The 18,295-nt window shown below is 64.5% G+C and carries 15 protein-coding genes; 7 read left to right on the plus strand and 8 right to left on the minus strand.

What is annotated here, in order from left to right:
- Positions 1 to 9: 9 nt before the first annotated feature.
- From FAZ97_RS20850 to FAZ97_RS20870, 5 genes are all read right to left on the minus strand, one after another.
- Positions 10 to 711: an ABC transporter ATP-binding protein gene (locus FAZ97_RS20850; protein WP_028203114.1), complete on the minus strand. Its 702-nt coding sequence runs from the start codon at positions 709 to 711 to the stop codon at positions 10 to 12.
- The gene (gene livG, locus FAZ97_RS20855) at positions 711 to 1,481 is read right to left on the minus strand and encodes a high-affinity branched-chain amino acid ABC transporter ATP-binding protein LivG (protein WP_158760306.1); all 771 of its coding nucleotides are present in this window, start codon (positions 1,479 to 1,481) and stop codon (positions 711 to 713) included. The genes FAZ97_RS20850 and livG overlap by 1 nt, the downstream gene beginning before the upstream one ends.
- Entirely contained in the window at positions 1,478 to 2,749 is a 1,272-nt protein-coding gene (locus tag FAZ97_RS20860) for a high-affinity branched-chain amino acid ABC transporter permease LivM (RefSeq protein ID WP_158760307.1), read from the minus strand. The genes livG and FAZ97_RS20860 overlap by 4 nt, the downstream gene beginning before the upstream one ends.
- A gap of 7 nt (positions 2,750 to 2,756) precedes the next feature.
- Positions 2,757 to 3,683, minus strand: a complete 927-nt coding sequence (gene livH, locus FAZ97_RS20865) for a high-affinity branched-chain amino acid ABC transporter permease LivH (RefSeq protein WP_158760308.1) — start codon at positions 3,681 to 3,683, stop codon at positions 2,757 to 2,759.
- Positions 3,684 to 3,825: 142 nt separating this feature from the next.
- Positions 3,826 to 4,941, minus strand: a complete 1,116-nt coding sequence (locus tag FAZ97_RS20870) for a branched-chain amino acid ABC transporter substrate-binding protein (protein ID WP_158760309.1) — start codon at positions 4,939 to 4,941, stop codon at positions 3,826 to 3,828.
- A 1,012-nt stretch (positions 4,942 to 5,953) separates the two neighbouring features.
- Between FAZ97_RS20870 and FAZ97_RS20875 the strand changes: the two genes are divergently transcribed.
- The 3 genes from FAZ97_RS20875 to FAZ97_RS20885 all read left to right on the plus strand — a co-directional run bounded on the left by FAZ97_RS20875 (position 5,954) and on the right by FAZ97_RS20885 (position 8,798).
- Positions 5,954 to 6,943: an ABC transporter substrate-binding protein gene (locus FAZ97_RS20875; RefSeq protein ID WP_158760310.1), complete on the plus strand. Its 990-nt coding sequence runs from the start codon at positions 5,954 to 5,956 to the stop codon at positions 6,941 to 6,943.
- Positions 6,944 to 7,105: 162 nt separating this feature from the next.
- Positions 7,106 to 8,002, plus strand: coding sequence for an ABC transporter permease (locus tag FAZ97_RS20880; RefSeq protein ID WP_158760311.1), 897 nt, complete (start codon positions 7,106 to 7,108; stop codon positions 8,000 to 8,002).
- Between the two features lies 1 nt (position 8,003).
- Entirely contained in the window at positions 8,004 to 8,798 is a 795-nt protein-coding gene (locus FAZ97_RS20885) for an ABC transporter ATP-binding protein (protein WP_158760312.1), read from the plus strand.
- A gap of 86 nt (positions 8,799 to 8,884) precedes the next feature.
- Here FAZ97_RS20885 and FAZ97_RS20890 read toward each other — a convergent pair whose 3' ends face one another.
- Positions 8,885 to 9,286: a PaaI family thioesterase gene (locus FAZ97_RS20890; RefSeq protein ID WP_158760313.1), complete on the minus strand. Its 402-nt coding sequence runs from the start codon at positions 9,284 to 9,286 to the stop codon at positions 8,885 to 8,887.
- Positions 9,287 to 9,631: 345 nt separating this feature from the next.
- On the opposite strand from FAZ97_RS20890, the gene FAZ97_RS20895 reads away from it, so the two are divergent.
- The gene (locus tag FAZ97_RS20895; RefSeq protein ID WP_233271826.1) at positions 9,632 to 10,777 is read left to right on the plus strand and encodes a pyridoxal-phosphate-dependent aminotransferase family protein; all 1,146 of its coding nucleotides are present in this window, start codon (positions 9,632 to 9,634) and stop codon (positions 10,775 to 10,777) included.
- A gap of 46 nt (positions 10,778 to 10,823) precedes the next feature.
- On the opposite strand, the gene FAZ97_RS20900 is transcribed toward FAZ97_RS20895, so the two are convergent.
- Positions 10,824 to 11,582, minus strand: a complete 759-nt coding sequence (locus tag FAZ97_RS20900; RefSeq protein ID WP_158760315.1) for a class I SAM-dependent methyltransferase — start codon at positions 11,580 to 11,582, stop codon at positions 10,824 to 10,826.
- Between the two features lie 105 nt (positions 11,583 to 11,687).
- On the minus strand, positions 11,688 to 12,857 hold the full coding sequence (locus FAZ97_RS20905; protein ID WP_158760316.1) for a porin: 1,170 nt from the start codon (positions 12,855 to 12,857) through the stop codon (positions 11,688 to 11,690).
- Positions 12,858 to 13,273: 416 nt separating this feature from the next.
- On the opposite strand from FAZ97_RS20905, the gene FAZ97_RS20910 reads away from it, so the two are divergent.
- From FAZ97_RS20910 to FAZ97_RS20920, 3 genes are all read left to right on the plus strand, one after another.
- Positions 13,274 to 14,542, plus strand: coding sequence for an MFS transporter (locus FAZ97_RS20910; protein WP_158760317.1), 1,269 nt, complete (start codon positions 13,274 to 13,276; stop codon positions 14,540 to 14,542).
- A 41-nt stretch (positions 14,543 to 14,583) separates the two neighbouring features.
- Positions 14,584 to 16,995 carry a glycoside hydrolase family 31 protein gene (locus FAZ97_RS20915; protein ID WP_158760318.1) on the plus strand — a complete coding sequence of 804 codons (2,412 nt, stop codon included), beginning with the start codon at positions 14,584 to 14,586 and terminating at the stop codon, positions 16,993 to 16,995.
- A 120-nt stretch (positions 16,996 to 17,115) separates the two neighbouring features.
- Entirely contained in the window at positions 17,116 to 18,147 is a 1,032-nt protein-coding gene (locus FAZ97_RS20920) for a sugar ABC transporter substrate-binding protein (RefSeq protein ID WP_233271718.1), read from the plus strand.
- Positions 18,148 to 18,295 lie beyond the last annotated feature (148 nt).

Here is an 18,295-nt window from a genome sequence, read left to right on the forward strand (position 1 = left end):
TTCAGGCGATCAACCGCCCAGATAGGCGCGTTTGATATTGTCGTTGGCGAGCAGATTGTCCGCGCTATCGGCCAGCACCACGCGCCCCGTCTCCAGCACATAGCCGCGATCGGCCACATGCAGCGCCTTGTTCGCGTTCTGCTCGACGAGGAACACTGTCACGCCTTCCTCGCGGATCGTGCGGATGATGTCGAAAATCTGCGCGATCACGAGCGGCGCGAGACCGAGCGTGGGCTCGTCGAGCAGCAGCAAACGCGGCTTGCTCATGAGCGCACGGCCGATGGCGAGCATCTGCTGCTCGCCGCCCGACATCGTGCCCGCACGCTGCTTCGCACGCTGGTTCAAACGCGGAAACAGCTTGAACACGTGCTCGATGCCCGCATCGATCTCGTGCTGCGAGGCGAAGAATCCGCCCATCTGCAGGTTTTCGAGCACCGTGAGGCTCGGGAACACGCGGCGGCCTTCCGGCGAGATCGCCATGCCTTTGCGCATGATCTCGTGCGTGGGCATGCGCGTGATGTCCTCGCCTTCGAACGTCACCTTCCCTGCCGATGCGCGCGGCGTGCCGCACACGGTCATCATGAGCGTGGTCTTGCCGGCGCCGTTGCTGCCGATCAGCGTGACGATCTCGCCCTTGTTCACTTCGATCGACACGCCCGCCAGCGCTTCCACCGCGCCATAGTGGGTATGGACCTTTTCCAGCTTCAGCATCAGTCCTCTCCGAGATAGGCCTTGATCACGCGCGGGTCGTTGCGCACTTCATCGGGCTTGCCGATCATGATCGGCTTGCCGTGCTCCATCACCAGAATGCGGTCCGACACGCCCATCACGAGACTCATATCGTGTTCGATCAGGAGTACGGAGATTCCGAACTCGTTGCGCAAGCCGTCCACCATCTGCTGCAGCTCGACCTTTTCCTGCGGATTCAAACCGGCAGCGGGCTCGTCGAGCATCAGCAGACGCGGGTCGGTGATCATGCAGCGCGCGATTTCGAGCCGGCGCTGATGGCCGTACGAAAGCGTGCCCGCCTCGCGGTTCGCCACCTGCTTCAGGCCCACGCGTTCGAGCCAGTACGCGGCGCGCTCGAGCGCGGCACGTTCGGCACGGCGATACGCGGGCGTCGCGAACAGACCGCTCAGCATGTTGCGATTCACCTTCAGGTGCTGCGCGACCATCAGGTTTTCCAGCACCGTGAGCTGCTTGAACAGGCGGATATTCTGGAATGTGCGCACGAGGCCGCGGCGCGCGACCTGGTGGCTCGGCTGGCCGGTAATGGCGTGGCCTTCCAGCACGATGTCGCCCGCTGTGGGCTTGTAGAAGCCGCCCACGCAGTTGAACACGGTGGTCTTGCCCGCGCCGTTCGGCCCGATGATCGCGAACACTTCGTCCGGACGCACGTCGAAGTCGATGCCGTCCACGGCCAGCAAACCGCCGAAGCGCATCTGCAGCCCCGCTACTTTCAACAACGCTTGTGCGCTCATTGCGGCAACTCCACGTGCAGACGGCTTGCGGGCAAGAGGCCCTGCGGACGCCACATCATCATCAGCACCATCACCAGACCGAAGATCAGCATACGGTACTCGGCAAAGCCGCGCGCCACTTCGGGCAGCGCCGTGAGCAGGATCGCGGCGAGCACCACGCCCAGTTGCGATCCCATGCCGCCCAGCACCACCACGGCGAGAATCAGCGCCGACTCGATGAATGTGAACGACTCGGGCGTGACGAGGCCCTGGCGCGCCGCGAAGAACGCGCCCGCGAGACCCGCGAACGAAGCGCCGAGCGTGAACGCAGAGAGCTTGATTCGCGTGGGGTTCAGACCGAGCGAGCGGCATGCGATCTCGTCTTCGCGCAGCGCTTCCCAGGCACGGCCCATCGGCATGCGCAGCAGGCGGCTCGTGACGAACAGCGTGAACGCCACCAGCACGAGCGCGAGCAGGTACAGGAAGATCACCATGTGCTCGCCGCTGTACTCGATGCCGATCAGTTCGTTGAACGTCTTCGCGCCTTCCACGCTAGCGTGGCGGGCCATCTCGAAGCCGAACACGGTGGGCTTGGGAATGCTGGAAATGCCGTCCGGGCCGCCCGTGATGCTCGTGAGGTTATTGAGCAGCAGGCGGATGATCTCGCCGAAGCCGAGCGTGACGATGGCGAGATAGTCGCCGCGCAGGCGCAGCACCGGGAAGCCGAGCACGAAGCCGAACGTGGCGGCCGCGAGCGCCGCGAGCGGCAGGCATTCCCAGAACGTGAAGCCGAAGTACTGGTTGAGCAGCGCATACGTATAGCCGCCCACCGCGTAGAAGCCCACGTAGCCGAGGTCGAGCAGACCCGCGAAGCCCACCACGATATTCAGGCCGAGACCAAGAATCACGTAGATGAGCGCGAGCGTCGCGACGTCGATCGAACCGCGCGAACCCATGAACGGGAACACCGCGCCGAACGCGAGCAGCACCCAGATCGCCACGCGCTGCTGGCGCGCACCGAGCGCGGGCGCCTTCGGCAAACGCACGTGACTCGTTGCGCGCACAAACATCGGCTTGACGAGCTGGAACACGAACACCACGGCGGCTGCGATCCAGACCGGGCGCCAGTGCTGCTGCAGCACGACCTGGTAGCCATCGAGCGTGAGCTGCAGGCCGAGAATGGGCGCCGTGAGGATGATGGTCGCGACGGCGGCGGCCAGCGCCCCCTTCACCGTCTGCGACGAGCTGGCACCCTGAGCGGGCACCCGTACCGAAACAGTTTGGCTCATATCGACCTCACACCTTTTCGACGTCCGGCTTGCCGAGCAGGCCGGTGGGACGGAACAGCAGCACGAGCACGAGCAGGCCGAAGGCCACGACGTCCTTGTACTCCGCGGGCATGTAGCCCGAAGCAAAGGTTTCGGCGAGACCGAGCAGCACGCCGCCGAGCATCGCGCCCGGAATGCTGCCGATGCCGCCGAGCACCGCGGCCGTGAACGCCTTGATGCCCGCGATGAAACCGATGTACGGATTGAGCTTGCCGATCGTGAGCCCGATCAGCACGCCGCCAACCGCCGCGAGCATCGCGCCGAGCACGAACGTGAACGAGATCACGCGGTTCGTGTCGATGCCGAGCAGGTTGGCCATCTTCATGTCTTCGGCGCAGGCGCGGCACGCGCGGCCCATGCGTGAGCGCGAGATGAAGAGCGTGAGCGCGATCATGAGCACGAGCGTGACGCCGACGATCAGCATGCGCGCGTACGGAATCGTCACTTCGAAGTTGCCGCCCATATTGAAGTCGAGCGCGCCGGAAATGAGCATCGGCACGGACACGTCGCGCGCGCCCTGCCCGATCTGCACGTAGTTCTGCAGAAAGATCGACATGCCGATGGCGGAGATGAGCGGCACGAGGCGCGGCCCGCCGCGCAGCGGCCGATACGCCACGCGCTCGACCGCGAAACCGTAGAGCCCGGTGACGAGCACCGAGACGATGAGCGCCGCGCCCAGCACGAGCGGCAGCGGATAACCCGCCGAGGTGCCGATGGCCGTGAGCGTGACGAGGCCCACATAGGCGCCGATCATGTAGATCTCGCCGTGGGCAAAGTTGATCATGCCGATGATGCCGTAGACCATCGTGTAGCCGATGGCGATCAGCGCATAGATCGCACCCAGCGTGAGCCCGTTGACGAGCTGCTGGGTGAACTGCGGAAGAAAATCATTCATGCGTAAGCCCCGCGGCCGTGAAGCCGATGAGAGACCTTTGGAGAGACCTGAGACCGATCCTGTTGCTTTGGTTGTGCGCGCAACGGCTGCAAAAAACGCCCCGCCGCGAGGAGCGGGGCGTATGCAGCGTGCAGCGCCGGGATCAGTTCGCGGCGGTCTTGGTGGCGTCCTTGTGCCACGTGTAGACGACGAAGCGGAACGACTTCAGGTCGCCCTGTGCGTCGTACTCGACCTTGCCGATCGGCGTGTTGAACGCGTTCTTGTGCAGGTAGGCGGCAACCTTGGTCGGGTCCGTGCTCTTCGCGCCGGCAATGCCGTCGGCGATCACTTCAACCGCGGCGTACGACGGCATCTGGAACGGGCCGTTCGCGTCGCGCTTGGCGTCGGCGAATGCCTTCACGAGCTTGGCGTTGGCCGGATCCGATGCGAAGTCGGCGGGCAGCGTGACGAGCATGCCTTCCGAAGCCGGGCCTGCAATGGCCGTCACGTCCTTGTTGCCCACGCCTTCCGGACCCATGAACGTGGCCTTCACGCCCTGTTCACGCGACTGGCGCATGAGCAGGCCCATTTCCGGGTGATAGCCGCCGAAGTAGACGAAGTCCACGCCCTGCGACTTGAGCTTCGTGACGACTGCGGAGTAGTCCGAATCACCGGCGTTGATGCCTTCGAACACGACAACAGGAATGTGCGCCTTGTCGAGCGCGGCCTTGACCGACGTGGCGATGCCCTGGCCGTACGACTGCTTGTCGTGCAGGATCGCGACCTTCTTCGGCTTGACCTTGTTGATGATGTAGGCAGCGGCGGCCGGACCTTGCTGGTCGTCGCGGCCGATGGTGCGGAAGATGAACTGGCGCTTCTTGCCTTCAGTCAGCTGCGGCGCGGTGGCCGACGGTGTGACCATCACGACGCCTTCGTTTTCGTAGATGTCCGAAGCGGGAATCGTCGAGCCCGAGCAGACGTGGCCGACCACGTACTGGATGTGCTGCGAAACGATCTTGTTGGCGACGGCGACAGCCTGTTTCGGCTCGCACGAGTCGTCCATCAGGACGGCTTCGAGCTTGTTGCCGTTCACACCGCCGGCGGCGTTGATCTGCTCGATGGCAGTCAGCGCGCCCGCCTTGACCATGTCGCCGTACTGGGCGACCGGGCCGCTGAACGGGCCGGCAATGGCGATCTTCACGGTGTCGGCGTTTGCGCTTGCACCAAATGCGAGCAGCGCGGCAGCCACGGAAACAGCGGTAAGGCGGGACAACGTCATCAGGAGCTCCTCGATTGTTTTCGGGTCAACCGGTCAGACGGAATGACCTGCGCAAACGAACAGCGCCCCAATGACATTCAATGGGGAACAACCACGACGAGCACCAGAAGAAAAAGACGTGACGGGGCCCGGCGTGTATCAGCGCCCTGGTAGGCGGCTGAGTTCGGAGAGACTGCTGAGTTACAGACTCTGTTGCGCAAGCGATCCGCCTGCCCCGTTCGCTGCAATTCATACCGGAAAGGTGGACCGGTCCGAATCAGCGACCCGCGGATGCTATCAATAATCCCATTTCACGGCAACTAAGGGTTTTTTCGGATATCGACTTGGTTTTTGACATCGGTCAATTGAGGGCGATGTTGGAAAGCGCTTGAAAAAGCTCGGGAAAATGGTCTTTCGGGCGGGTGACAGAGCGATCGCCGGCCTGAGACGACCGGCTGGTGCGGGTGTGCGGAATGGCTTGATTTTTTGATTTTTATGGAGCCTCTGTGGTCATTTTAATTTCAAATGAGATCCGGTCAACAAATCGCATCTTATATCTAAATAATGATTAGCATTTAACCACACGAAATTCGCCAAAGTCATTATCAGATAACCGGGAATACCCTAAATGCAACTTGCGCCAAATCATTGATTTACAAGGACAAATATTACAATAATCTTAAAATTGACATTTTGATTTTTTCACGCAACCCGCATCACCCCACCTCACCCGTTCCTTTCATCCTTCAATCCGGGAGCGAGACAACTTTCGCTAAAGCACCGAGCCCCCCCCATAATCGGATCGCGCAATTTCGAAATTAATCCGCACGGCACCGTCGCGCGGCCGCCTCACTGGCCCGTCAACGCGTTCCAGCCCCGCAAGACTCGGTGGTATCCTCGCTCCCTCGCCGCGCCCGTATGCACCACCAAGGCGCATACCGCGCGCTCTCGCGCCACACATGAAGCCGGCGACGCAGCACCCTGCAGATCCGAACAAAACCGCAAGAACCCAGCACGGGGGAGATCAAACAGCATGAAGACCTTCAAGCAGGCAGCCAAAGCCGCCACCGTTTCCCTGATCGCCAGCGCCGCCGCGCTCGCGCTGACTTCGGGCGCCGCACGCGCCACCGAAACCGCCACCGTGGAAGTGCTGTCGATCGTCGAGCACCCGGCACTCGACGCGATCCGCGACGGCGTGCGCGACGAGCTCAAGGCCGCCGGCTACGACGCCGGCAAGAATCTCAAGTGGGAATACCAGAGCGCGCAAGGCAACACGGGCACCGCCGCGCAGATCGCGCGCAAGTTCGTGGGCGACAACCCGAGCGCGATCGTGGCGATCGCCACGCCCTCGGCGCAAGCCGTTGTGGCCGCAACGAAGTCCGTGCCCGTCGTATACTCGGGCGTGACCGACCCGGTGGCCGCGCAACTCGTCAAAACGTGGACGCCGAGCGGCACGAACGTGACGGGCGTGTCCGACAAGCTGCCGCTCGACAAGCAGGTCGCGCTCATCAAGCGCGTCGTGCCCAGCGCGAAAACCGTCGGCATGGTCTACAACCCCGGTGAAGCGAATTCGGTCGTGGTCGTGAAGGCGCTCAAGGCACTGCTCGCGCAACAGGGCATGACGCTCAAGGAAGCGGCCGCGCCGCGCACCGTGGACATCGGCCCCGCTGCGAAGAGCCTGATCGGCAAGGTCGACGTGATCTACACGAACACCGACAACAACGTGGTTTCGGCATACGAAGCGCTCGTCAAGGTCGCCAACGACGCGAAGATCCCGCTCGTCGCATCGGACACGGACAGCGTGAAGCGCGGCGCCATCGCGGCGCTCGGCATCGACTACAGCGACCTCGGCCATCAAACGGGCAAGGTCGTCGTGCGTATTCTCAAGGGAGAGAAGCCTGGCGCGATCGCCTCGGAAACCAGCAGCAACCTGCAGCTGTTCGTGAATCCGGCCGCCGCGCAAAAGCAGGGCGTGACGCTCTCGGCCGACCTGCTCAAGGACGCGACCACGGTCGTGAAGTAGGCCGCAGGCGTGGCGCGTCACACGCAGCCACCCGGCCAGGCCCGATAAGGGCCGCTCATTTGCGTTACGACGGTGCGCAACGGCGCGCCGCCCCATCCGGGCGGTGCGCCGCGCCCCGACTCCGGCGCACCGCCGCCGCAGACCGCAACAGGATTCTTCCTCATGTCCCTCTATTCGCTTCTGGGCGCGCTCGAGATCGGCTTGATCTTCAGTCTCGTAGCCCTCGGGGTGCTGATCTCGTTTCGCATCCTCAACTTCCCTGACCTCACCGTCGACGGCAGCTTTCCGCTGGGCGGCGCGGTTGCCGCCACGTTGATCGCCGCAGGCCACGATCCGTTTCTCGCCACCGCGTGTGCGATCGTTGCGGGCGCAATCGCCGGCTTCATCACCGGCTGGCTCAACGTGCGCCTGAAGATCATGGACCTGCTCGCGAGCATCCTCATGATGATCGCGCTCTACTCGATCAACCTGCGCGTGATGGGCGCGCCGAACGTCCCGCTCATTTCCGAAGCCACGGTATTCACGATGATCCAGCCCGCCTGGCTGCCCGACTACGTCCTGCGCCCGCTGGCGCTGCTGGTCGTCGTGCTGGCCGCGAAGTTCGGCCTCGACTGGTTCCTCTCGTCGCAATACGGTCTCGCGCTGCGCGCAACGGGCGCGAACCCGCGCATGGCGCGCGCGCAAGGCATCGCCACGGGCCGCGCCACGCTCGCCGGCATGGCGCTCTCCAACGCGCTCGTCGCGCTGGCCGGCGCCCTCTTCGCGCAAACCCAGGGCGGCTCGGACATTTCGATGGGCATCGGCACCATCGTGATCGGGCTTGCGGCCGTGATCATCGGCGAGAGCATCCTGCCCGCGCGCCGGCTCGTGCTCACCACGCTCGCCGCCGTGCTCGGCGCGATCCTTTATCGCTTCTTCATTGCGCTCGCGCTCAACAGCGACTTCATCGGCCTCAAGGCGCAGGACCTGAACCTCGTCACCGCCGTGCTCGTGACGATCGCGCTCGTGCTGCCCGCCACGCGCAAGAAGCTGTTCGGCCGCAAGAACGGGAGGGCATGACATGCTCAGCGCCAAAGACCTCAAACTGACTTTCAACCCCGGCACGCCGATCGAAACGCGCGCGCTGCGCGGGCTCACGCTCGAGATTCCGAGCGGCCAGTTCGTGGCCGTGATCGGCTCGAACGGCGCGGGCAAATCCACGTTCCTCAACGCGATCAGCGGCGACCAGCGGGTGGATAGCGGCACGATCACCATCGACGGCCACGACGTCACGAAGCAACAGGCCTGGGACCGCGCGCATCTCGTCGCGCGCGTGTTTCAGGACCCGATGGCCGGCACCTGCGAGGCGCTCACCATCGAAGAGAACATGGCGCTCGCGACGGCGCGCGGCAAGCGCCGCGGCTTCGGTCCCGCACTGAAAAAGCAGGACCGCGAACTATTTCGCGCGAAGCTGCGTCTTTTGAATCTGGGGCTGGAAAATCGTCTGACCGATCGCATCGGCCTGCTGTCGGGAGGCCAGCGCCAGGCGGTGAGCCTGCTCATGGCGTCGCTGCAGCCCTCGCGCATCCTGCTGCTCGACGAGCACACGGCAGCGCTCGATCCGAAAACGGCCGCGTTCGTGCTGGAGCTGACCGCGCGTATCGTGGAAGAGGCGAAACTTACGACCATGATGGTCACGCACAGCATGCGCCAGGCGCTCGACTACGGCCAGCGCACGGTCATGCTGCACCAGGGGCAGGTCGTGCTCGACGTTTCGGGCGATGCGCGCCGCGGGCTCGATGTGCCGGACCTGCTGCGCATGTTCGAGCAGAATCGCCACGAGAAGCTCGACGACGACGCGCTGCTGCTGGGATAACGCGCCGCCGGAAACCGCCGCTCAGGCCAGGCCCGCCCCTCGATCGAGACGGCGGGCTTTTTCATAAGCGCGCGGATGACGATCGTTCAAGCCTGCTTCGGATACGAATACTTGAACGTCCCCTGCGCGCTCGCAATCAGCAAACGATCGTCCACCCACGCCTCGGCGCGCGCAAAGAAGATCGAGCGGCCGCCGCGCTCCAGAAACCCCTTCGCCCGCACGAACTGCCCAAGCCCCTTGTCGAGGTAGTTGGTCGTGAGCGAGAGCGTGAAGCCGTGGCGCGGCGCCTCGCCTAACGGCGCGAACAACCCCGCGTAGCCGCCCGCGGCGTCGAGCAGCGTGGCAATCGCGCCGCCTTGCAGCACGCCCTGACGATTGAGCTTCGAGGCGTCGATGGGCATGACTAGCTCCGCATAACCCTCGCGCCACTGCGCGACGCTCACACCTAGCGTTTCAAGAAACGGATTGTCCACGGCGAATTGCGACATACGCTGTCTTCCTTGCATTATCTGGCGATGCGATCGATTATAGGGTGGCTCTACCAGGCCCGCAGCGCAGCAACGCCGCGCGAACGACTGTTCAGCGAAATTTCGCGCAACTGTACATGGTCAGCGCTGCCGCGCCGCACAACACTGCCTGAAGACGCCTCAACCGCGCCTCCCACACAAACCATTCCCCGGTAAATCAAGGTACCCAAGATGAACGACAACGCGCTCCACTCCGATCCGCTGACCACTTCGCGCACCGCCGCGGCGGCGGCGGCCGGGGCCGCGCCCGTGCCTTGCCCCACTGTCGATACGCTCGACCGGATCCTGCCCGAGGAACCGCTCCTCATGATGGGCGCGGGCCCCGTGCCGATTCCCGACGCCGTGGCCAAGGCCAATACCGTCGTCATCAATCACCTCGGCGACACCATGGCGCGCGTGATTCACCAGGTGAAGGCAATGGCGCGCTATGTGTTCCAGACGCGCTCGAACTGGGTGCTCGGCGTGGCCGGCCCTGGCTCGGCCGCCATGGAAATGGCGATCTCGAACCTCGCGTGGCCCGGCACCCGCGTGCTCTCCATCGTCAACGGCTTCTTCAGCCAGCGCATGGCCGAAATGGCGGGCCGCGTGGGCGCCGACGTCACCACGCTCGACGTGGCCAACCGCGAGATCGCCTCGCTCGAAGCCGTGGCGCAGGCCATCGAACGCACGCGCCCGGCTGTCGTCACGATCGTGCACGGCGAGACGTCCAACACGGTCTGGAACCGCGAGCTCAAGGAAATCGTGCAGCTTGCCAAGGCCGCCGGCGCGCTCGTGGTGGTGGACGCCGTGTGCACGCTCAGCACCATGCCGCTGGAAATGGACGGCTGGGGCATCGACGTCGTGATCACGGGCGGGCAAAAGGGCCTCTCGTCGATCCCCGGCGTGTCGCTCATTGCCTTCTCGGACGCCGCATGGGAGCGCGTGCGCACGCGCACCGCGCCGAACACGCACTGGTGCCTCGACGCCATGCTTGCCGAAAACTTCTGGCACAACGCCGGTTACCACTACACCGCGCCTGTCTCGGGCGTGCTGGCGCTGCACGAGGCGCTGCGCCTCGTGTGCACGGAAACGCTCGAAAAGCGCTTTGCGCGCCACCTGCGCTGCTCGGTCGCGCTGCAAAGCGGCGTGAGCGCGCTGGGCCTCGCGCTGTATACGCCGCAAACGTGCCGCCTGAATTCCGTGGTCGGCATCGAGCTGCCCGAAGGCGTTGCGGCGCGCGAGGTGTGCAACCATATCTCGCAGCAATACCAGGTTGAGATTGCCGGATCGTTCGGTCTCCCGATCGTCCGCATCGGGCAGATGGGCGAGCAGTGCCGCGAGCACAATCTGTTCCGCACCGTGCACGCGCTTGGCCGCACGATGAGCGACCTCGGCGTGAAGGTCGATCTGCCCGCCGGGGTTGCCGCGCTCGAAGAGTCGCTCTCGGCCGGCTCGCGCGAAGCGCGGCGTTAAGCGCGGCTGTAAACGCTTATCGCATCACGCGCGGCCGCACATACACTCAAACACGCCGCGCGCGCACGCAGATGAACGCCGGCGCCTGCACGAGTTCCGCGTGCAGCGCCGGCGATACCGCCTTCATTTCCGGTTGCGGCACGGGCTCGAGCACCCGGTCGATGGCCCAACCCGTTTCCATGAGCGCGTTGAAGATATCGGCAAGCGGGCGCCTGAATGCTTCCACCCAGGGCTTCGGCTCGCCGAATCCGCCCCAATGCAGGCCGAACCGCGTCGTCTCGAAGTAAGTGCGCGAACCGCGCGTGCGCGTGTCGATCCAGTCGCGCATGGGATGGGACATCGAAAACACCAGCAGTGCGCCGGGCCGCGCCACGCGATGAAACTCCCGAAACGTCGGCGCGAGGTGCTCGACGTAATCGAGCGCGAGCGAGCACACGATGCGGTCGACCGAAACGCTCGCGAGCCATTCGAGCGGACGCGCGAGATCGCCCTGTGCGACCTCGACCGCAAGGCCCGCGCAACGCGTTTTCGCCAGTTCGACCATCTCGGGCGTGACGTCGAAGGCCTGCACGCGCGCGCCGTCGCCCGCCAGCTCCGCGCTCACGATGCCGGGCCCACAGCCCGCGTCGAGCACATCGAGCCCCGCCACCGCGCCTAGCAGCGAACGCGTGGCGGGCCGCTCGTAAAGTGCGTTGTGCGGCTTGACGGGGGCCTGTTCGGCGTAGCGTTGCGCGAACTGCGTGTAGCTGGCGCGGCCGGGAGGTTCGTTGGGCGCTGGGGTGGCGTGCTTGTCGTCGGAGGACATGAGAGCGGTTGGACGGCGATTGGGTACGCTATTGTCCAACGTTTCGCTGCGGCAGACCAATGTCATACCCGGCAGGACCTGGCCGGCCGCACCTACCCGGCCGGACTAGAACAGCACCGAAATCCCCGCCATGCCGACGAACTGCGCGTTGGTCGAAGAAGGCGTCGCGTTCTGCGAGTCGCCCACGGTCGCCACGGCGCCGGTGACAGCGCCCGAGGCGCCGAGCGTCTGACCGCTCGCGCGCTGATACGCCTGCAACGCATAGAGCGTGGTGCGCTTCGAAAGATGCCACGACTCGCGCAGCGAGTATTGCTGGTAGCGCGCCGCGTTTGCGATGCCGTTCGCCTTCGCGGCCATCGTGTACGAGAACGCCCCCGCGAAATCGAACGCCGGCGTCGCGCGCCATGCGGCCAGCGCGCCGTACGTGTTGAACACGGCCGTATTCGCGAATGCCGCGCTGCCGCCCGCCAGATATTGCACGTTGGTGTAATTCAAGCCGAACGTGAAATCGCCGAGCGTGTAGTTGCCGGCGGCGGCGATGTTCTGCACCGCGCGCGCCGACGCATAGCCGCGATTCACCGCCGAAACGGCAAACGAGCCCGATGCGTTCGGGTCGAAGTTCTGCGTGCGGCCCGTGTTGTTCAAGCGCAGATAACCGGCTGCGACGCTCAGCGGGCCTGCCGTATAGCGCAGCGCGGCGCTGAGGCTTTGCCCCGCGCCCAGGCTGCCGGCAATGCCGCTGAACCCGTACAGCACGCTCGCGCTCACGCCCTTGAACACGGGCGACGTGTAGGTAAGCGCATTGTTGATGCGCACCGTCGTGTCGAGGCTGTCGTAGTCGCCGGGGTGCGCGCCGGTCGCGCCCGTGAGCCAGCTACTGGACGCAAGCGGCCCGACAAAGAGCATATAGGGCGTGTACTGGCGCCCCATGGTCAGGGTGCCGTAGGTGTCGTTGGCGAGCCCCACGTAGGCCTGGCGGTTGAAAAGCAATCCGGCCGACGAGGCGGCGCCCGTGTTCGCGTCGAAGCCCGCCTGAAGATCGAAGATCGCGCGGGTGCCGCCGCCCAGCTCTTCGTTGCCGCGTAGCCCGAACTTGGAGGCGTAAAGGTTGCCCTGCCGCAGATAGACGTTCGAGCTGCCGTTCTGGTTGTTGACGTAGCTGATCGCGTCGTCCACGACGCCGTATAGCGTCACGTTCGATTGCGCCTGAACGGGCGCCACCTCGCAGATGGCTGCCGCCAGCAAGAAGGCACGCAGTGTAGCGTGTTTTTTCATCAGGTCTCCTCATGTTATTCAATACACTGGCTCACCGAGGGGTGGCCAATTCACCACGTCATCCGACAACGGACATCAGGAAAAGGCGAAGCCATCGTAGATTTGCGCCTGGAGGCCGTCAAGCGTACTTCCCGCGAAACGCCAGCCTTAATGGAAAAGGTGTGATTTCGCTCAAACTGGTGAAATATAAAGCGTCAGAGGCTCGCGATGACGTCGCCGGCCCGGCCCAGGCATCTTGACACTTGCGAGTCGCAAACCTAGCATCAACGAACACTTAGATATGCGTTGTCGTATAACTAATAGCGATCACAATCCGGCATACGCGACATGGAGCGCGTATACGCAAAACCCTATTTGATTAGTACGGTGAACTGATTTCGAAGCGCAACGCGCCCGAAAGCAGGAGGAGACAATACTTGAAAACAGTCAAAGGCCTGCGTTGGTGGATCATTGCCCTCGTTTGCGTGGGCACCATCCTGAACTACCTCGCGCGCAATTCGTTGGCGGTGCTCGCGCCCGAGCTCCGGCACGTGCTGAGCTTCAGCACGCAGCAATATTCGTATATCGTCGCGGCCTTTCAACTTGGCTACACCATCATGCAGCCGGTGTGCGGCATCATCGTCGACCTGCTCGGACTGCGCATCGGCTTCACGCTGTTCGCCGCGCTGTGGTCCGCAGCGGGCGTCATGCACGGCTTCGCCACGGGCTGGCTGTCGCTCGGCGCCATGCGCGGCCTGCTCGGCCTGTTCGAAGCCGCCGCCATTCCCTCGGGCATGAAAGCCGTCGCGGAATGGTTTCCCGACCGGCAAAAGTCGGTGGCAGTCGGGTACTTCAACGCGGGCACGTCGCTCGGCGCCGTGCTCGCGCCGCCCGTCGTCATTTTCTTTTCCCTGCGCTTTGGCTGGCAAACGGCTTTTATCGTGACGGGCGCGGTCGGCTTCATCTGGGCCGCCGCCTGGTACGCGCTCTACCGCGCGCCCAGCGCTCACCCGCGCATTAGCGAGGGCGAGCGCGCGTTCATCATGGAAGGGCAACACCGCCCGGTCGCGCAAGGCAAGGCGAGCACGCGTGAGGTCGTGACCTCGCGGCGCTTCTGGGCGATTGCACTGCCGCGCTTCTTCGCGGAACCCGCCTGGCAGACTTTCAGCTTCTGGATCCCCCTCTATCTGGCCACGGAACGCCATATGGACCTCAAGCAGATCGCCGCGTTCGCATGGCTGCCCTTCGTCGCCGCGGACCTGGGCGGCATTCTGGGCGGCTATCTCTCGCCGTTCCTGATGCGCCATTTCCGTTTGCCGCTGTTGTGGTCGCGCGTGGCGGGCGTGGTGCTCGGCGCGTTCATGATGATCGGGCCCGCGTGCATCGGGCTCGTCGCTTCGCCGTATATGGCCATCGCGCTCTTTTGTGTTGGCGGTTTCGCCCACCAGATGATCTCGGCGCTCGTCAACACGCTCGCGGCCGATGTGTTCGATCCGCGCGAAGTCGGCACGGCAAGCGGCTTCGCTGGCATGGCCGCGTGGATTGGCGGCCTGAGCTTCTCGCTCGTGGTCGGCGCGCTCGCCGACAAGGTGGGCTACGGCCCGTTGTTCGCGAGCCTCGGCGCGTTCGACCTGATCGGCGCCGCGCTGCTCGTATGGCTCATCCGCGGACAGTCCCGCAGCGAATACAAGCTGGCGCGCGCGTGACGACACATGCCAGCGCCCGGCAAGACAAACAAGGAATACCCATGACGACGCTCCTCCATCCCCCCAGGTTCGCACTCGCGAAGCACGACGGACACCACCTGCGCCTCGAAAGCGCGCGAGGCGCGACGATCGACGTGTTCGTGCTCGAAGAAGACATCGTGCGCCTACGCGTGTTGCCGGATGGCCGTGCGCATGGGCCGCGCACGTGGGCCATTGCGCCTGGGCTCGATGACGTTCCATACGAAGGTCGCGACCGGCTGGATCCGACCGGCTTCACGCTGCCTTCGTTCGGTCTCCTTTTGAATCAGGACGAGATCCGCATCGAAACTTCGCAGATCCGGCTCACCATCGCGCTGGCAGGCGGCCACTGCACGTGGGAAATGCGCCGCGACGACGGCTGGCACGGCGTCTTGCAGGACCGCGCGACGCAGGCCTACAACTTCGGCTGGTGGGACGAGCGCATCTACCATTACGTGCGCCGGCAGCCGGGCGAGATGTATCTGGGTCTCGGCGAACGCTCCGGCTCGCTCGACCGGGCGAACCACAGCTACCGCATGACCAACGTCGACGCGATGGGCTATAGCGCGAAAACAACCGACCCGCTCTACAAGCACATTCCGTTCTACTTGACCTGGCAGCGCGAAACGCGGCTCGGTTTCGGCCTCTTCTACGACACGCTCGCCGACTGCACCTTCGACATGGGCCGCGAACTGGACAACTATCACGGCCCCTACCGCCATTTCGTCGCCGGCCACGGCGATCTCGACTACTACTTCATCGCCTCGCCGCAAACACCGCTTGCCGCCGTGAGGCGCTTCACATGGCTCACGGGCCGCCCGGCGCTCATGCCGAAGTGGGGCCTCGGCTACTCGGGCTCGACCATGAGCTACACCGACGCGCCCGACGCGCAGCGCCGCATGGGCGAATTCCTCGAGCGTTGCCGCGAGCACGACATGCTGTGCGACTCGTTTCACTTGTCGTCGGGCTATACGTCGATCGGTGCGAAACGCTATGTGTTCAACTGGAACCACGAGAAGTTTCCCGATATAGCGCGCTTTGTTCAGGATTACCTGGAAAACGGCGTCAGACTGTGCGCGAATATCAAACCGTGCCTGCTGCGCGATCATCCGGAGTTCGAACAAACCGCGCGCGCCGGCTTGCTGATCGAGGATCGCAACGGCGATCCGGCGTGGGTGCAGTTCTGGGACGACGTAGGCGCGTATCTCGACTTCACGAACCCCTCCGCGGCGCGCTGGTGGAAGGAGCACGTGAAAGACGCGCTGCTGCGCTATGGCATCGCCGCCACGTGGAACGACAACAACGAGTTCGAGATCTGGTCGCCCCACGCCATGGCCCACGGCTTCGGCACGCCGTGGCCCGCGCGCGAAGCGAAAGTCCTGCAAACCCTGCTGATGATGCGCGCCTCGCGCGACGCGCAGCGCGAGCACGCGCCCGATACGCGCCCCTTCCTCGTTTCTCGCTCGGGCGGCGTGGGCATGCATCGCTACGTGCAGACCTGGTCGGGCGACAACTCCACTTCGTGGGAGACGCTGCGCTACAACCTGAAAATGGGCCTGGGGCTGGCGCTTTCTGGCGTGTCGAACATCGGCCACGATATTGGCGGCTTTTCGGGGCCCGCGCCCGAGCCGGAACTGTTCATCCGCTGGGTACAGTTCGGCGTGTGGATGCCGCGCTTTTCCATTCACTCCTGGAACGACGACGGCACGGTGAACGAACCGTGGATGTACCCGCAGCTCACGCCCCAGGTTTCGGCGCTGCTCAAGCTGCGCTACCGGCTGCTGCCTTATCTGTATCAGTTGCTCTGGGACTCGACGATGCACTACGAGCCCGTGCTGCGCCCGACCTTCGCCGAGTTTCCCGACGACGCACGCTGCTACGCCGAATCCGACGACATGATGGTCGGCGCGTCGCTGCTCGCGGCGCCCGTGGTCGAGCCGGGGCAAACCGAGCGCGAAGTGTGGCTCCCAAGTGGGGCGCGCTGGACCTGCTACTGGAGCGGCGAACCGTTCGAAGGCGGTCAGAGCGTGACGCTGCCCGCGCCATGGGACCGGCCCGTGATGCTGGTGCGCGAAGGCAGCGTGATTGCGCTGAACGTCGCTGAACAGCACTTCGGACATCGCGCCGACCAGCGCGCATTCATCGTGGTGCCTTTCGCGGGCAGTGAACGCGTGTGCCGCCGCTATGTCGAGGACGACGGCGAAACCGAGGCGTGGCGGCACGGCGCATTCGGCGAGTGGAGCGTCTGCGCGCAAGGCGACGCGAACACGCTCACGCTTGCCGTCGAAACGTCCGGTTCGATGCCTTGTGCGGCTACGTCCGCGGAAATCCTTTTGCCCGCAGGCGAAGCGCGCAACGTGGCCGTGGCCGCGGGGCGCATCGCCACGGACGAGCGCATGGGCGGCTGGCGCCGCATCGTCGTCGAACTCGGTTGATGCAGCGGGAAATAACCAGACTGGACACTTTCGCGCCAGGGCGCTGCCGCCGCTCGGCCCTACGATGCAGATACGCCCGGACCGCTTGATCGGGCATCGAAAACATCAATGGAGACGAGCATGAGACAACTGGCACAGCGAGTGGCGCGTACGATCGCCGCAATGGCGCTCGTGGCGATCAGTGCGGGCGCACTGGCGGCGAACGGCAAATTCGTGGTGATATCGCATGCGCCCGACGCGGATCCGTTCTGGAACGTGGTGAAAAACGGCATCGCCGACGCGCAGCAGGACTTCGGCGTCACGGTCGACTATCGTAATCCGCCGAACGGCGACCTCTCCGACATGGTGCGCCTGCTCGAGCAGGCCGCCGCCCACAACTACGACGGCGTGGCGACGACGATCGCCGATTTCGACGTGGTTCAAAGCCGCGTCAAAACCATCGTCAACAAGGGCATTCCCGTCATCACGTTCAACTCGGGGACCGCCCAACAAAACGCGGCGCTCGGCGCGCTGCTGCACATCGGCCAGCCCGAATACGAAGCGGGCAAGGAAGCCGGCATGCGCGCACGCGCGGCCGGCATCAAGTCGTTTCTGTGCGTGAACAACAATGTGACCAATCCCTTGTCGTTCGAGCGCTGCCGCGGGTTTGCCGACGCGATCGGCGCCAACGCGAAGGCTTCGATGCTCGACTCCGGCAACGACCCGACCGAAGTCGAGAACAAAGTCTTCGCCGCGTTGCGCCAACACCCGGACACGCAGGCCGTGCTCGCGCTCGGACCCACGTCGGCCGTGCCCGCCATGCGCGCGATCGCCAAGCTCGGGCTCACCGGCAAGCTCTTCTTCGCGACGTTCGACCTCACGCCCGAGGTCGACAAGGGGATCGAGGCAGGCACGGTCGCCTTCGCGATCGATCAACAGCCCTACCTGCAAGGCTATATTCCGGTCGCGCTGCTGGCGATCATGAAGCAGGACAAGACGCATGACATCCGCCGGGCCGTCGCGGCCCTGCAGGCCAACGCGCAATTTCAGCAGCGCATCAAGAACTACGGCCTGACCCCACGCTTTACGCCCGACGGCGTCGATACAGGGCCCGGCTTCGTCACGCGCAGCAACGTCGCTCTCGTCGAAAAATACGCTGGCCAGTATCGCTGATCCGCCAGCCCGCAGGGCGGGCCGCCCCCGCCCGCTTCAGTCGTTTGCCCGCGAAAAGCCCACACAAACGCGTCCCCGGTTATCATCGCGCTCTTGCGTGCGCGATCCCGATGCGCACGGCATAACGCAACCACGCGCAACCGCAGGC

Source organism: Paraburkholderia acidiphila (genome assembly GCF_009789655.1).
GTDB lineage: Bacteria > Pseudomonadota > Gammaproteobacteria > Burkholderiales > Burkholderiaceae > Paraburkholderia > Paraburkholderia acidiphila.

Bases quoted from the DNA above. Each gene is read 5' to 3' on its own strand.
- FAZ97_RS20860 (WP_158760307.1), bottom strand. From the start codon at position 2,749: ATGAGCCAAACTGTTTCGGTACGGGTGCCCGCTCAGGGTGCCAGCTCG.
- livG (WP_158760306.1), bottom strand. From the start codon at position 1,481: ATGAGCGCACAAGCGTTGTTGAAAGTAGCGGGGCTGCAGATGCGCTTC.
- FAZ97_RS20880 (WP_158760311.1), top strand. From the start codon at position 7,106: ATGTCCCTCTATTCGCTTCTGGGCGCGCTCGAGATCGGCTTGATCTTC.
- FAZ97_RS20875 (WP_158760310.1), top strand. From the start codon at position 5,954: ATGAAGACCTTCAAGCAGGCAGCCAAAGCCGCCACCGTTTCCCTGATC.
- FAZ97_RS20915 (WP_158760318.1), top strand. From the start codon at position 14,584: ATGACGACGCTCCTCCATCCCCCCAGGTTCGCACTCGCGAAGCACGAC.
- FAZ97_RS20890 (WP_158760313.1), bottom strand. From the start codon at position 9,286: ATGTCGCAATTCGCCGTGGACAATCCGTTTCTTGAAACGCTAGGTGTG.
- FAZ97_RS20850 (WP_028203114.1), bottom strand. From the start codon at position 711: ATGCTGAAGCTGGAAAAGGTCCATACCCACTATGGCGCGGTGGAAGCG.
- livH (WP_158760308.1), bottom strand. From the start codon at position 3,683: ATGAATGATTTTCTTCCGCAGTTCACCCAGCAGCTCGTCAACGGGCTC.
- FAZ97_RS20920 (WP_233271718.1), top strand. From the start codon at position 17,116: ATGAGACAACTGGCACAGCGAGTGGCGCGTACGATCGCCGCAATGGCG.
- FAZ97_RS20905 (WP_158760316.1), bottom strand. From the start codon at position 12,857: ATGAAAAAACACGCTACACTGCGTGCCTTCTTGCTGGCGGCAGCCATC.
- FAZ97_RS20870 (WP_158760309.1), bottom strand. From the start codon at position 4,941: ATGACGTTGTCCCGCCTTACCGCTGTTTCCGTGGCTGCCGCGCTGCTC.
- FAZ97_RS20885 (WP_158760312.1), top strand. From the start codon at position 8,004: ATGCTCAGCGCCAAAGACCTCAAACTGACTTTCAACCCCGGCACGCCG.
- FAZ97_RS20900 (WP_158760315.1), bottom strand. From the start codon at position 11,582: ATGTCCTCCGACGACAAGCACGCCACCCCAGCGCCCAACGAACCTCCC.
- FAZ97_RS20895 (WP_233271826.1), top strand. From the start codon at position 9,632: ATGATGGGCGCGGGCCCCGTGCCGATTCCCGACGCCGTGGCCAAGGCC.